The 13,690-nt window shown below is 52.4% G+C and carries 10 protein-coding genes; 2 read left to right on the top strand and 8 right to left on the bottom strand.

Annotated elements, in window-relative coordinates:
* Window positions 1-2 precede the first annotated feature (2 nt).
* Together purE and A3841_RS08715 are read left to right on the top strand one after the other, a co-directional pair.
* The gene (gene purE, locus A3841_RS08710) at window positions 3-530 is read left to right on the top strand and encodes a 5-(carboxyamino)imidazole ribonucleotide mutase (protein ID WP_073851950.1); all 528 of its coding nucleotides are present in this window, start codon (window positions 3-5) and stop codon (window positions 528-530) included.
* A gap of 428 nt (window positions 531-958) precedes the next feature.
* Entirely contained in the window at window positions 959-1,801 is an 843-nt protein-coding gene (locus tag A3841_RS08715) for a hypothetical protein (RefSeq protein ID WP_139307923.1), read from the top strand.
* Here A3841_RS08715 and A3841_RS08720 read toward each other — a convergent pair.
* The 8 genes from A3841_RS08720 to A3841_RS08755 all read right to left on the bottom strand — a co-directional run bounded on the left by A3841_RS08720 (window position 1,798) and on the right by A3841_RS08755 (window position 13,497).
* Window positions 1,798-2,835, bottom strand: coding sequence for a glycosyltransferase family 2 protein (locus A3841_RS08720; protein ID WP_073851952.1), 1,038 nt, complete (start codon window positions 2,833-2,835; stop codon window positions 1,798-1,800). The genes A3841_RS08715 and A3841_RS08720 overlap by 4 nt on opposite strands.
* 65 nt (window positions 2,836-2,900) lie before the next feature.
* Window positions 2,901-3,851, bottom strand: coding sequence for a glycosyltransferase family A protein (locus A3841_RS08725; protein ID WP_170866165.1), 951 nt, complete (start codon window positions 3,849-3,851; stop codon window positions 2,901-2,903).
* Window positions 3,832-4,878: a polysaccharide deacetylase family protein gene (locus A3841_RS08730; protein WP_073851954.1), complete on the bottom strand. Its 1,047-nt coding sequence runs from the start codon at window positions 4,876-4,878 to the stop codon at window positions 3,832-3,834. Before A3841_RS08730 ends, A3841_RS08725 begins: the two co-directional genes overlap by 20 nt.
* Window positions 4,875-6,506, bottom strand: coding sequence for a glycosyltransferase (locus A3841_RS20590; RefSeq protein WP_083610279.1), 1,632 nt, complete (start codon window positions 6,504-6,506; stop codon window positions 4,875-4,877). Before A3841_RS20590 ends, A3841_RS08730 begins: the two co-directional genes overlap by 4 nt.
* Before the next feature lies 1 nt (window position 6,507).
* Window positions 6,508-7,779 carry a glycosyltransferase family 2 protein gene (locus A3841_RS08740; protein ID WP_073851955.1) on the bottom strand — a complete coding sequence of 424 codons (1,272 nt, stop codon included), beginning with the start codon at window positions 7,777-7,779 and terminating at the stop codon, window positions 6,508-6,510.
* A 12-nt stretch (window positions 7,780-7,791) separates the two neighbouring features.
* A complete protein-coding gene (locus A3841_RS08745) occupies window positions 7,792-9,081 on the bottom strand; it encodes an ABC transporter ATP-binding protein (protein WP_073851956.1) in 1,290 nt (429 codons plus the stop codon).
* Between the two features lie 4 nt (window positions 9,082-9,085).
* Window positions 9,086-9,940, bottom strand: coding sequence for an ABC transporter permease (locus A3841_RS08750; RefSeq protein ID WP_073851957.1), 855 nt, complete (start codon window positions 9,938-9,940; stop codon window positions 9,086-9,088).
* 242 nt (window positions 9,941-10,182) lie between these two features.
* Window positions 10,183-13,497: a T9SS type A sorting domain-containing protein gene (locus A3841_RS08755; protein WP_083610280.1), complete on the bottom strand. Its 3,315-nt coding sequence runs from the start codon at window positions 13,495-13,497 to the stop codon at window positions 10,183-10,185.
* Window positions 13,498-13,690: the final 193 nt, after the last annotated feature.

The raw sequence follows: 13,690 nt of genomic DNA on the forward strand, positions 1-13,690 counted from the left end.
GTATGGCTGAAGAAACTAGAAGTACACAACCGCTGGTGGGCATCATCATGGGCAGCCAGTCTGACCTGAAGGTGATGGACGCCGCCGCCGAGATCCTGGAAACGCTGGGCGTACCCTTTGAGCTGACCATTGTATCGGCGCACCGGACCCCGCACCGCATGTTTGAGTATGCCGAAAACGCCCGTAAGCGCGGCCTGAAGGTGATCATTGCCGGAGCCGGCGGGGCCGCGCACCTGCCGGGCATGGTCGCCTCTATCACCACGCTGCCGGTTATCGGGGTGCCCGTAAAATCATCCAACTCCATCGATGGCTGGGATTCGGTGCTCTCCATACTTCAGATGCCCGGCGGTATACCGGTGGCAACCGTTGCGTTGGATGGTGCCCTGAACGCTGGCATATTGGCTGGCGAGATTATCGGTGCCTTCAACCCCGCCGTGGCCGACAAGCTGGAGAAGTATAAGATCAGCCTGAAAGACAAGGTGATGCGCTCGGTAGAAGAGCTCAAACGCGGGGATCGGGATCTGGACTAAAGTATACATTCTATCACAAAAAAGGAGTAGTTACGCTATACTACTCTTTTTTATACCCTCTCCATAGCTATATAGCGCTTTCCTTTGTTCGGCGAAGAAGTGCCCCTACATGATTTTTTCTGTAACCGCCTAATAGTCTGATGCTTTGAATTAAGTAGGCAAACTATTTGCTTTACATAAATTATATAAAAAATTGTATTATTTTAGACCTGCTTAATAAAATATCCGTTTAAATCTGACAACGCATTTTGAAGTTTTCAGAGAGTATGGAGTTTATTAACAGAGTTGAAAGCTACCATGGGCAGCGCTATATTGCTTCAGCCGGACGGAACAAAACCCCGTTTATCCAAAGAGTCCGAAAGAGACTCGAAGGCGCCTTCAGCTATGGTACCCCGGAATTCTTTTTCTGGAAAAACAGTTGCGCGCGCGTGCTGCAAACAAAATACTGCCTCCACGACTACGTACTCAAGCCCCAATATAAGGAGATAGCCTATAGGCAGGAGTTCCAGCAGGAACTCACCTTCGTGCTGCCCTTTGCTTACTGGCATCACCAGAACGGCACGCTTGGCAAAACCATCTCCTCCAAATTTACCAAAGAGCTATACTTCTTCAGCGATAACCACGAAGAAAGGTTTGATAAAAGGGTATGGAGACTGTCGAAGGATGATTATACGGTTCCCAATATGTATCACTGTAACGCTATATCCTTTGATAAGTGGGCGCAGGTACCCTTAAGAGCGCACTATTGTAACGAGATATTTAAGTTTGATAAGCCGTTGTTAATCATTGCCAACAAGTATAACACGGAGTGGGGAAAGGACCCCATCAACTACTTCAGCATTGAAATACTGGACTGGATATTGGCCAGGTTTAGTCAGAGATACCAGATTGTGTATAATCGCCCCGGCCCGGACTATATTGTCATGGATAACAGCGACATTCTGGAATTGAAGGAGGCGGTCTATATCAGGAAAAATTATCCTGAAGTTATACTGGCAGAGGACTTGTTCCAGGCAAACAAGGCGCATGTGAACAACTATAACCACTTCCAGCTTATGCTCTACGCCAACTGCGATCGTTTCCTGTCGGTGCACGGCGGCACGGCGGCCCTAGCCAGTTACTTCGGGGGCAAGAACATTATTCTCTCCAAGCGCGGGCATGAGCACCGCTACAACGAGTTCAAAACCATTTTCCCTGCCCTGTCGGGCGCCGAGATTCTGCATGCAAAGAGTGATGCAGAGGTGCTCCAGTTCCTGGCGCGGCACTATTAGATGTAGTGCTTAAGACGGTCAGCCTTGTCTGTCGCGGTGTGTGGCTTAATTTGCAGGTCGTGCAGGGTCATCTTTGCCAGTAGCTTTGCCGCCTTCAGGCATAGCTTTGCATCGGCGTGCATTTTCAGGGCTTTCTTCAGGTTTGCCTCCACATACTTTCTGTTGCCGGTTTTCTCCCATAGTACCTGGGCCATCCGCATGCCGTAGTTTGCAAAGTTCCGCTGCGCCCGCTTCAATACTCTTTTGCGGTGCTCAGGCGGCAGGTGCTGCTGGATGAGTTGAAAAAGGTGGGCAATATCCTCCAGGTACTCCCCGGTTAGGAATTTTACACCCGATATAGAACCCGAATGTTTCCTGTACTCAGCGAGTACCCTGGAGGTGAAAGCCACAGGATAATGCCTGGCAATGCGTACCCACATCTCCCAATCCTCGCCATAAGTCATCCCATAAAAGGAACCAAGTTTTTCGTACACCTCGCGCTTAACCGTAATGGTGACATACTGAATCTGCTGTCGTTCGCTGATGCGCAGGAGCCAGTTTTCCAGAAGGCCCCAGTGGGAATCATCATCCTTTACATGCCTGGAGATGATGTTATTGTGCTCGTCAATGTTAAAGTGGCGACAGAAAGCGGCCCCGGCCTCTGGAAACTCCTCGAAGAGCCTCTGGATAGTCTGGTAATACCCTGGCCGTACCCGGTCATCGCCATGCAGGATGTGCACCAGGTAGCCCTGTGCCCTGTTGATGCAGGTTTCAAAGTTGCGGAGGCTACCCACGTTCTGCGGCTGGCGGTAATAGCGTACCCTGCCCTTGCCTATCTCCTGCACCAGCCTCTCTACATCAGCATCGGTGCTGGCATCATCCACTACCTCTATCTGCATGTCTGCAGCAGGCACCCCTTCAGCCAATACACTCTCGAGCGTGTGCACCAGAAACGCCGAGCAGTTGTATACCGGAATCATCACCGACCACCTTGGCCGGTCAGGCGATGAGGCAAGCGGAGGTATAATTGGAGGCGAAGTAGGAATACGTTCCATATGTAGGTTGCTTAACAGGGTAGTCGGATGGTACTTCTATCATTTTGTTGGCTGCATAACAAGGGCTAAGCGTTGATTTGTACTTTGCCGGCAAGATTAACCTGCCTTACCAAGCTGGCCGGGGCATGCTTCCTGAGAAATCGCTTTAGGCGGCCCGGAACGAAACGCACTAAAAGCCTGAGGGGGGAAACGCTATACTGACGCCAGGCCTGCTGCAGAAGCCGATCTATTTCCTTATACTTTTGAGGGTGCTGCCGCAGGTATTTCTTTAGCCAATCAAGGTAGTGTTTCCGGACCACATGATAAGCTGGGGTATTCTGTGAAGCGCCAACCAGTGAATCGGCCCGCTGGCGGTAGAGGTTGTGGTGGTTGGAGGAGATGTACACCGGCGCATTGAGGTAGAGTTTGCTTAGAAATACCTGGTCTTCATACATCCCTTTGAAGGAGTTCTCAAACCCGCCAAGCTTTTGGAGAAGCTCCTTTTCAAGTATGATCCCGCACATGCAGGGAGCCGCCCCTTTTCCTAAGGGATATAGTTCCAGCATTAGCTGCGGCGGGTGATAAAGTTGGTCCTGCCCAGCACCTATGTAGACTACCTGATTCTCTTTCTCCCGCGCATTCCAGTTGTACCAGTACTTTGTCGCCTCGCAGATAACAGGTACATTTTTCTGGCGTAGCAGATTTACTTGTAACTCCAGGTAATTCGGCAACCACACGTCGTCCGCGTCCAGGAAAGCCACCAGTTCTCCCTTGGCTAAACTCAGGCCCAGGTTTCGGCTGGCGCTCAAACCTTTGTTTACATGCTCGCCATGGTCGTGGTAGCTGATTCTCGCCGGGTATTCGGCGGCATACTGCCTGGCTATTAGCGTACTGCCGTCCTCTGATCCATCATCTATCAGCAACAGCTCCCAGTGCGGGAATGTCTGGTGTAGTACGCTATTGATAGCCTCCCGCAGGTACTTTTCGACATTGTACATACACATGATGATGGAAACCTCAGGCTGCGTAGTGTGCATGAGCATTTGCTTTTATGGTTAACCAGGACTTTATACAAGCATCCAATTGTTTTCCGCTCCAGTCATCCACCAGAAATCTACCTAATTTATACCTGGCGGAGGTGGGGTGCACGGGGTAATCTTGGGTGATGACAGCCGCTTGAAAGCCTGCTTCTGCCGCCAGCCTTACCGTTTCCTGGTTACAGCTCCCGTAGGGATAGGCCAGCAACGTCACTTCCCGGGAGATGGCTTTTTCCAGAAAGCTCTTACAGCCAACCAGCTCCTGCTGCTGGGCAGATGGGCTGAGGCTGGCCAGGTCCGGATGCGAGACCGTGTGGGCCCCAATGTCAAAAAGACTGTTCCGTGCCAGGTCCTGCAGCTGCTCCAGGTTCATACTTTGGTAGGCAGCGCGAGGGGCGCCCGAAACGCCCGCCCATACTTTGATTTGCTGCAAATACGCTTGTTGCAAGTGGCCGGGTAGCGGCTTTAGCTGCTCCCATAGCTTCAGATAAAGTATGGATCTTAAAGTAGGAGGCTCCTGCACAAAGGCCATCCACTCTTGTTGTTTCTTTTTCAGCGCCTCGGTCAGGTGCTGTTCTGTACCCAGATCAAAGTTGATTTGCGCCTGGTTGATCCACATATCCAAAGTATGAGGCAGCACTTCAGTCGAAAGTATAAGATGTTCCAGCTCATCCCACCAAAACTCAGTCCTGCTGCCTATGTTTCCGGAGCAGATAAAGAAGGTGGCGGGTACGTTATACTTTTCCAGAAGCGGCCTGGCAGCTAGATAATTGTCCTCGTAGCCATCATCAAACGTAATCGCGACGCTGTTCCTGCGCAACCGGTGGTGGGTCAAATCGCCTACCAACTCCGCCAGCGGCACCACGCGCCAGCTTCGGCTGAGCACCTGCAGCTGCTCTTCAAAGTTTTGTGGTTTCACAGCTAACCTCCAGGCATCCGTTTCCAGTTCTGCCACACGGTGGTACATGAGCACCAACGCTTTGGGCTCATAGGATTTTCTGATAGTATGGAGAAGCCGGCGGATCATCTTTCTGCAGGTTTGATGGCCTTCACCGTAATGATGACCTGAAAATGTGGGTCGTTATACATCAGCTTAGTTTTGGGTACTTCTGGCAGTCCCATACCGTACAGGAAAGCCGTGGCGGTAAATACATTCCCATAAGGAGTTACCTCGGAGGTGCCTCCCGGGAAGGTTTCTTCCATCAGCCGCTTCATGGATTTATCGGTAAAAGACCAGTACCAGGTCTCCTTCCATTCCCCGTGATCGATGGGCGTGATGCCGGGCACTGTGAGCAACAGCGCGCCGCCCGGCTTCAGGATGCGGCGGCAGGTTTGGAGAGCTTCGCGGAAGTGATAGATCAGGTGCAGGGTCTGCGTGAGGATGATGCAGTCAAACGTATTATCGGGGATATGGGGCGCGTGGCTGATATCCCCTACCCATGTGGCATTCGGGTTGCTGGCATCCACATGCAGGATGTCGCTTTGGGTTACTTTTTTTGCCCCATACTGTAAAGTATAAGCATTGTCCCCGATCTCCAGCACACGGCCCTCAATGACATCTGCTTCCTGTCCTAAGAAATTCTCGATATAGTAGCGGTCAACGGGGCCGCCCCGGTCGTAGCCGAACTGGGTGCTAAAAGGCGCATACCGGTGCAGGTGGCCAAACCGTACCTCTCCCACCGGAGGCGTATTGCTCCTGATCAGCCTGGAGCTGAGCTTTTTCCGGATTTTGCCGGAAGGAATCATCTTCACGATCCTGTTCAGAATGGTAACAGTGCTTGTGCTGCTGGCCAGCGTATTTTGCGACAGATCCGGATCATACCTGAGCAAAGTATAGTAGTCGTGTAGGGAGAGTCCGTTTCCCTTCTGGAGCTTGTCTGCCATTTCTGTTGTATAAAATGCTTTCCAGATGTTGGTCCCGTCCGCGTAGGCGCTGCGTTCTGCCTGGGTTCGAAGGCTATCGCTTTGGTTATGAAGCACTTTTAGGGTAGTTCGCAGCATCAATTTGCTATTGCCGGACATGTTCGTGTGGTGCTGCCGGTAAGCGGCCAGTATATGCGTGTGGTGCTGCACCGGATATTCTCGGGCAATGCGTAAGTATAAATCGTAATCTTCACATGCCTTCAGGGATGTGTCGTACTGGAAATGATCAAAAACCCACCTCCTGAACATCACCGCTGCATGCATGCCAATGTAGTTGCCCTTGAGCAGGTGCAGGTAATGGCTGTTGCGCACCTGCCGTACGACCGATTTTACTTCGTTAGTGGCCGTAAAAACCAGGTTGTAAGCTCCCGAAACAAAGGCCAGCTCCTGGTTTTGTAGCATAAGCCTAACATTCGTTTCCAACGCATCCGGGTAAAGCCAGTCATCGGCATCCAGAAATACCAGCAGCTCGCCTTTGCTTTGCCGGATACCGGTGTTGCGCGCAGCCGATAAGCCCTGATTTTCCTGGTAAACGTATGTCACGCCTTCGATTGACTGAGCAACTGCTTTGGTGTCGTCTATGGAACCATCATCCACCACAATAACCTCAATAGCAGGATAAGTCTGCCGTTGCACACTCTCCACGGCCTCCCGGAGGTATTTGCCGTGGTTGTAGCACGGGATCACCACGGAGACCAGCGGAGCAGAGCTTATGGAGAAGGGGATAGCCACGTTATTTGCTTATTGACTTGAGTAGTTTCTTCTGATTTCTTCTGTAGTAGATCAGGCCTGACACGATGCCTGTCATTTCTGCCCAAATGGTAGAGGTTCTGGACCGGTAGTAGGGGAATCCTCTCCTGATCAGTTTCAGATAGAATTTGGGTAGCACCGAATACAAGTGCCTTTTGTAGCCGGCTTCTGCTTTCTGCCGCTGTTGCAGCAGCGCTGCCACCGTAAAGCCGCGCATGTAGTAAAAGAGCTGGTGTTTCAACCTTCCTGTCTCATTGCGGTGCTCATGAAAAACGATGGCTCTCGGGTTGTAATGGATGGCTAAGCCATTGGCCAGGATGCGGTACCACATCTCGGAGTCTCCGTTACAGCCGGCTGCGCCCACATCCAGGTACTCGTTAAAAAGGCCCACCTGCTCGAAGACCGACTTTCGGAAGGCCATGTTCGCGCCTGCCCCTATCTCCCACACAGGAGGGCCGATAGACAGCGTGGAATGGATAAAATCCCCGGTGTATACTTTGTCTGCGTAGCCCCTGTTAAAGCTCCAGTGCTTCTCAAAATTTACCTGAGCCCTGGTGTGGAGCTGGGACGCAATAATCAGTCCCGTCATGGCCGCAACCGACTTGTTCTGAAACGTTTGCCAGACCCAGTACACCCACATCGGGTGGACCAGCACGTCATCATCGGTGAAGGCCACCACCTCGCAGGTGGCGCTCATAGCTCCGGTATTCCGGGCGATATCCAGGCCAGCCCTGGGCTCTTTCACATACACCACCTTTTTATACCTGGAGGCTACCTGGTAAGAGGTATCATCCAAAGGAGCGTTATCCACGACAATGATCTCCTGGGGCACACAACTAAGCTGATGGAGTTGCTCGAGGCACTTTTCTAAGTAGGCCGCCCTGTTGCGGGTGCAGATCACGACAGAGACCGCTACCTCCGCTGGTGTACTTTCCGGCTTGTGCCGTGCCAATGCCTCCTGCAAAGCGGCAGCCCCGGCGGCAGTGTACCCTTCCGTAAAAAGCTGTTGCCAGGCTGCATCGTTTTCAGCTAACTCCGGGACATACTGTTGCAGGGAGGGTGAGAAGGCCTTTCGCAGTTTTGCGTAAAAAGCCTCCGTAGTCAGGCGCTCCATGGCTTCTATGTATACATGGCCCAACGCCACATGCTCCCACCAGAACACCAGGTAGCTGCGCGGCACCAGGCAGAACGAATGCAGCGGCGCGTGCGGCTGGTCGAGGCGAATATGTTTTATCGTGTAGAGCGGTGGCTGCATCGTTTTACCTGCTTATCTGATTATCTGATATGCTTCCTGGTGATTTACCAGCTTAAAAGGGAATTTAGGCCGCACCGCCCCCCACCATTTCTCGAAATAGCAGATGTCTGCCCGATAGTCCTCCACATCAAAAGAGAGGCACTCATCCAGGTTGTACACCGGAATAGAAGCCTCCTTGGCGATCGTCAGGGTGATGTAGTAAGACCCGTCGTTGAGGAAGTTGCCGGGAATGGTGCACTCGCCCTCCACCAAACCGGTATGGCAGTGCAGGGTAGGGGATAACAGATCAAAGATGCAGTCGCCGGTGTAGGAGTATAACACAATGCCCACGTTCAGGCTCATCTCCTCGAGCATGTTCCAGAACTGAAACTTTACCGTTAGCGGGGTCCTGACGTCTATAACGCCGTCCGACTGCTCGACATGCGGGATGAGCTCCACCTGCTTGAAGCGTATGTACTTGTTTCCGGGAGCTTCCTGCGGTGTTTGCCACTTTTGCCCCAGCTGCAGTTTCTGAAGGCTGGCAATGTACTTGTTTACCACAGCGGAGGAAGGCCCCATCTCCAGCATTTGCCCTTTGTTGAGCCAGATGGCCCTGTCGCAAAGGGTGTTGACGGCCTGCATGTTGTGGCTGACAAATAGGATGGTGCGTCCCTCGGCCTGCGATACTTCCCGCATCTTACCCAGGCACTTTTTCTGAAAATCAGCGTCGCCTACGGCCAGCACCTCGTCTACGATCAGAATGTCGGGCTCCAGGTGGGCGGCCACGGCAAAGGCCAGGCGCACGTACATGCCCGAAGAGTAACGCTTGACGGGCGTATCCACAAACTCCTCAATCCCCGAAAAAGCTACAATCTCGTCGAACTTGGCGGCAACTTCAACTTTGTTCATCCCTAAAATGTAGCCGCTGATGTAAATATTCTCGCGGCCCGTCAGCTCCTTGTTAAAGCCTGTGCCCACCTCCAGTAAACTGCTTACCTTGCCTCTGCCCCGCACCACTCCTGTGGTCGGCTTCACGATCCGCGAGATGATTTTCAAGAGCGTAGACTTGCCGGAGCCGTTGCTGCCCACAATGCCCATGGACTCCCCCTGCTTCACATCGAAACTCACATCGCGTAGCGCCCAGATTTGGTCGGCAACTACACCTGGAGGGGCCGTCTTATCCAGGTGGAAAAAGGGATCCTTCTTCCCCATCACATACAGGTTCCACCACCATTGCAGGTCCTGCCGGAAGGAACCCGTGCCGATAGTGCCCAGGCGGTATAGCTTGGAGATGTTTTCTACCTGGATGATCTTTTCCGCCATAGGTTTATACTACATCGATGAGTTTATCCCCCTGCTTGTTAAATAGAAGCAGCGCTGCTCCAAAAAACACCACTGTAAACAGGACGCTGTAGGTCAGTTGCCACGGCGAGACAGTGCCCTCTCCTAATAATGAAAGGCGGAAAGCCTCGAATAGGGGCGACAGAGGATTTAGCTGCACCAGCCATCGCACCTTCTCCGGAACGGCAGACATGGGGTAAATGACAGGCGTCACATACATCAGCAGCCGAACGCCCAGGCTGATCACATAGCCCATATCACGGTACTTGGCTGTGAGGACCGAGAAGAACAGCCCCATTCCCAGCGCTAGCAGCGCCGTGGCCAGCACCACCACAGGGAACCACATCACCGTTATACTTAGCGTCGGGCGTAAATCCTGGAAGAGCCAATAATAGGCTACCAGGAGCAGCATCAGCAGGAATTGAATCAGAAAATTGTACAGCTGCGTGTGGATAACAGACAGCGGGATGATGATCCTGGGAAAGTATACTTTGCTAAACAAGTGCACATTATCCCGGAACGTAGTGGCGGTGCCTGTAAAGCTGTCGTTGAAAAAACTCCAAAGTATGATGCCGGCAAAATAAAACAGCACGGGAGGCAGCGTTCCGGTGGGGATACCCACCAGTTTGCCGAACACCAGCACATAGGTGACAAGGGTGAGCAGCGGGGGAAAGAGTATCCAGAAGGGCCCCAGCACGGTTTGCTGGTAGCGCAGCAGGAAGTTTCGTTTCACGAGCCCTTCTAACAAATGACGGAAAGCCCACAGCTCCCGCAGGCTGGCCCCCCAGTAACTTGTTTGGCTGGTAATCTCCCAATCCCATTTAACTTTTGGTACAGACATGAAACTCCTCAAAAAGCTGGGTTATGTTATGCCACACTGCCGATTGACCGGGGGCTGCATGCTCGGAAGGGGTGACATCGGTGGCCCCTTAACCGTAACTTATACGAGGGATTGTGAGATGCGTATAATTTATTGTTAAAAAAGTTTTATAAACGGGGCCCATCGGAACAAAAGAGGCAGATAGGGTTGCTATCTGCCTCTGAAGAAGTATAACCGCTTTGGCTTAACTTTTTATACTTCGCCTACTTTTTAACAAGTTTAAAATGATAGGTCTTGCCCTTGAAATAAGCGGTAAGGTAATAAAATCCTGCCTCCTGTACCTGCGGCAGGCTAATAGGGAGCCGGGTAAGCCCTGGCTGCAGCAGTGCAGTTGTATGCAAGATCTGGCGCCCCTTTGCATCTGTTAGCGTAAGTACCAGTGTCTCGCTGCCCGGGGATTCGATCTCGAGCATGATCCTGTCGAAGAAAGGATTGGGGTATACCGAAAAGTTGAGATCAGCCCGTGGGAACGCTACCGCCTTCACAGCAGAGTAGGAGGCAGTACCATCCAGGTCAACCTGCCGCAGCCGATAGTACCGGGTGCCTGCCTTGCCTGCTTCCGTGTCGCGGAAAGTATAGGATAGTTTTGTTTGGGAGTTAGGGGACTTGCTTTGCACAAAGCCTAGCTGCCTGAATGTTTTTCCATCCTCCGAAACTTCCGCCCCGAAACCGGAATTATCTTTCTCAGAGGCTGTTTCCCATGCCAGCAGCACATCGGCACCCTGGCGGCTAGCCATAAACTTAGCCAAGGTGACAGGAAGGGGAGTCGGCACAGAGCTAGTGCTTGCCACTGTAAACGGGGAGAAGGACGATACGCCGCTCAGGGTGATGTTATACATATCTGGGATGCTGCCCTGTGTTACAGAGCCCATGCTGCTTTCCATAACCTGCCAGGTTTCGCCCTCGTAGTGGCTTACAAAACTTTCGCCCCTGTTAAAGTATTCCGGCTCATCATACTTGCTCCACTGCAGCGCCAAGGTTACATCAGACCCCCCTGTTACGGCCTCGTCAATATGCCATGTTTTGTTTATAGAGGTAGCCTGCTCCCCTGAATCGGTAAATACCTGGTTCCTTTCTTCCACCCCTATGCTGAAGTTGTCTGGCGTGCCATTATTGATGAGTTTAACCGGCGCATAGCTTTTTGATGTTCCAATTGGAAAGACCCTCTCCTTTCCAGATCCCATTGATTGGTAGGTTAACCTGCCTTCGCCGTCTGTCACAATGTAGTTGCTCGCGCTGTAGTTTTTAATAGTGGCCTGCTCCGCAAGGGCAAGGTTTTTACCTCCCAGGTATACCTTCCCCTGTCCTAAATCCAGGAGGCTGGTAATAACAACGTCATCCTGCAGCTTTCTGGAGCCTGGGCCTGTTAAAACTAAATGACCGTAGGAGCCTCCGGGTACGACCTGCTGTGTATCGCTGGTAAGGATAATTCTGGAGGTGGGATGGGTTTGCAGCCCTGAACCAGACAGGTTGCCAAAAATCTCCAGAAAAGCATCTTGTTCCAGCACCAGGGCGGCTGCTGCATCAAGGTTAAGCACCTTGGCGTGCCTGCCCTGCATGATAACGGGATAAAAAAGTATACTTTCATTTGGAGCAGGGATACTGACATCAATCAAAGAAGTCGGCACGCAGGTACTCCAGTTTTGCTGGTCGAACCAGTCGGAAGTGGCGCCGCCTCCGGTCCACGCCGTCTCCTGCGTATCGATTACCAGAACCGTATGATGGGCTATTTGCGTCGTTCCTTGCTCATCGGTGTAGGTATAGGCCAGGGCTTGGTTGCCTGCCCCGGCTGCTTGCGGGGTAAACATGCCTTCTGCCACGCCCGGACCGCTATAGATGCCTGTCGCGGCAAGCCCAAAGGTAAGTGGCTGCGGGCCGCCATACAGGCAGGCGCTGCTGCTGTTGGTTAGCTGATGCGCTCCGATGCACAGGTCGTTCCGCTGCGCAATGCTGTTGCCCCAGAAGTCCCTCTTGCCGGTGGCGATGCTGAAATCAGCTGCCAGGTTCAGTGCTTTGCCAATCAGGGGAGAGCTACGAAGCAGTTTGTAGCCCTCCAGCGTATAGAGCCGCTTGGGGTCAGCGATGGTTATGCTTTTACCCGGCTCCTTCAGCACAGGGTTAAGCGCATAGCCGAGTGCTACTCCATTCCGCAACTCCTGCTTGGTATTGGTGCGCCAGTTGGTAAGCGAGTTGTACACCTTACCTGCCCAGTTAAAAGAAGGCGTGGCACCAGACGACCAGTAATTATTGCCTTCGAACCGCACATTGGCTGTCACCTTTGCATCTACCTGCACCAGCCCCACTCCACCTGTGGTCACAAAGAGGTTGTTGCGGAAAGTCGCAGCCGTTGCACCACCCGTCTGCACCCACACGGCCTTCGGTGTTCCGTTAGCGGATGGCGTCAGGTAAATGGTGTTGTTGTAGATCTGCGCGTTCTGGATGCCGCCGTTTGAGCCGGAGGACCAAAGGTGAATGGCACCATAGCCGTTCTTCCTGCCATCATTTTCGCTGATGTTGTAGCGGATGGTCAGGTCCTTCATCTCCTTGGCCTCATAGAATTGAGCTAAAAGATACCCGGCCCCTTCGTTGTCGTGGGAGTAGTTATACTGCAGGATGCAGTTCGTGCTGCCGCCGTCGATGTCAAACCCGCCGCCATCCTTGGTGGTGCCCGTTTTATTGTGGTGCGACTCGTTGTGCTGGATGATGACGTTGTTGCTGGTATAGCACCAGATTCCTACAGGACCGCCACTGGTCCAAGCATTCAGCCAGCCGTTATTATAGGCCTCGCAATATTCAATTACTCCCCCGTCAACACCGCCTATTACTATGCCGTTGCCGCTGTGAGAGTGTGTTTTGGTAGGAATACCGGCGTTATTATAGGCTTTGGAGTGGGCAATGTAGACATTCTGGTGCGGCAGTAGGTTATCCTGCGCCCATATAGCTATGCCCGCATCACCGTTATCATGGGAGGAGGTATTGGTAATGGAGATATCGCGGAAGCCCTGGTCAGTATCCCAACTGCCGATGCTGATGCCCGCCTCGCGATAGCCGTATACTTCTACATTATGGATGGCAATATAAGGGAGCTTCGAGCCGGGCAAATCCATGTAAATCTCCATACCGGCAGTGGTGCTGATCGTTCTGCCGGCCCCCTCAAATACCAGGTCCTCGATCTTAAAGCCGGAGGTATTGTATAGCCAGAAGCCTTTCTGGGTGCCACTGCTGATAACGGCTCTGCCGGTCCCGAACGAGCCAAGCACGATCGGGTTCTGCGGAGTCCCTTTCACTTCTTCTCCAAAGCCCAGGCTCCCGGGGAAGATCTCTTCTCCTTCAAACAGGATGGTGTCTCCGGGTGCAAACTGCGTGGCGTTTACTTTGTCTATACTTGCCCATGCGCTTGTTTTCGAAACGCCGGTATAACTGTCGTTGCCGGCGCGGCTGACATAGTAGGTTTCTGCCTGCACACACAGGTTCCCGAGCACCATCACCAAACCGATGGTTAAGGATAATAGCCTCATAAACTTCAGTACTTATACGTTGGAGGCTAAATTAACTGCAGGGGTGCTGACGGAAAAGGGCAAGGCCAGCGGGTGCTGATGCATACCTGCCCGCGTAGTGTACCTGGGGATGAAGTGCAGAAAGGGCTTTATATAAAGATGCAGGAGGGTAAGTGTATGCCATATAAACGCAATAAGGTAAGGAATTGTAAAT

The organism is Pontibacter flavimaris (assembly GCF_001907195.1).
Taxonomy (GTDB): domain Bacteria; phylum Bacteroidota; class Bacteroidia; order Cytophagales; family Hymenobacteraceae; genus Pontibacter; species Pontibacter flavimaris.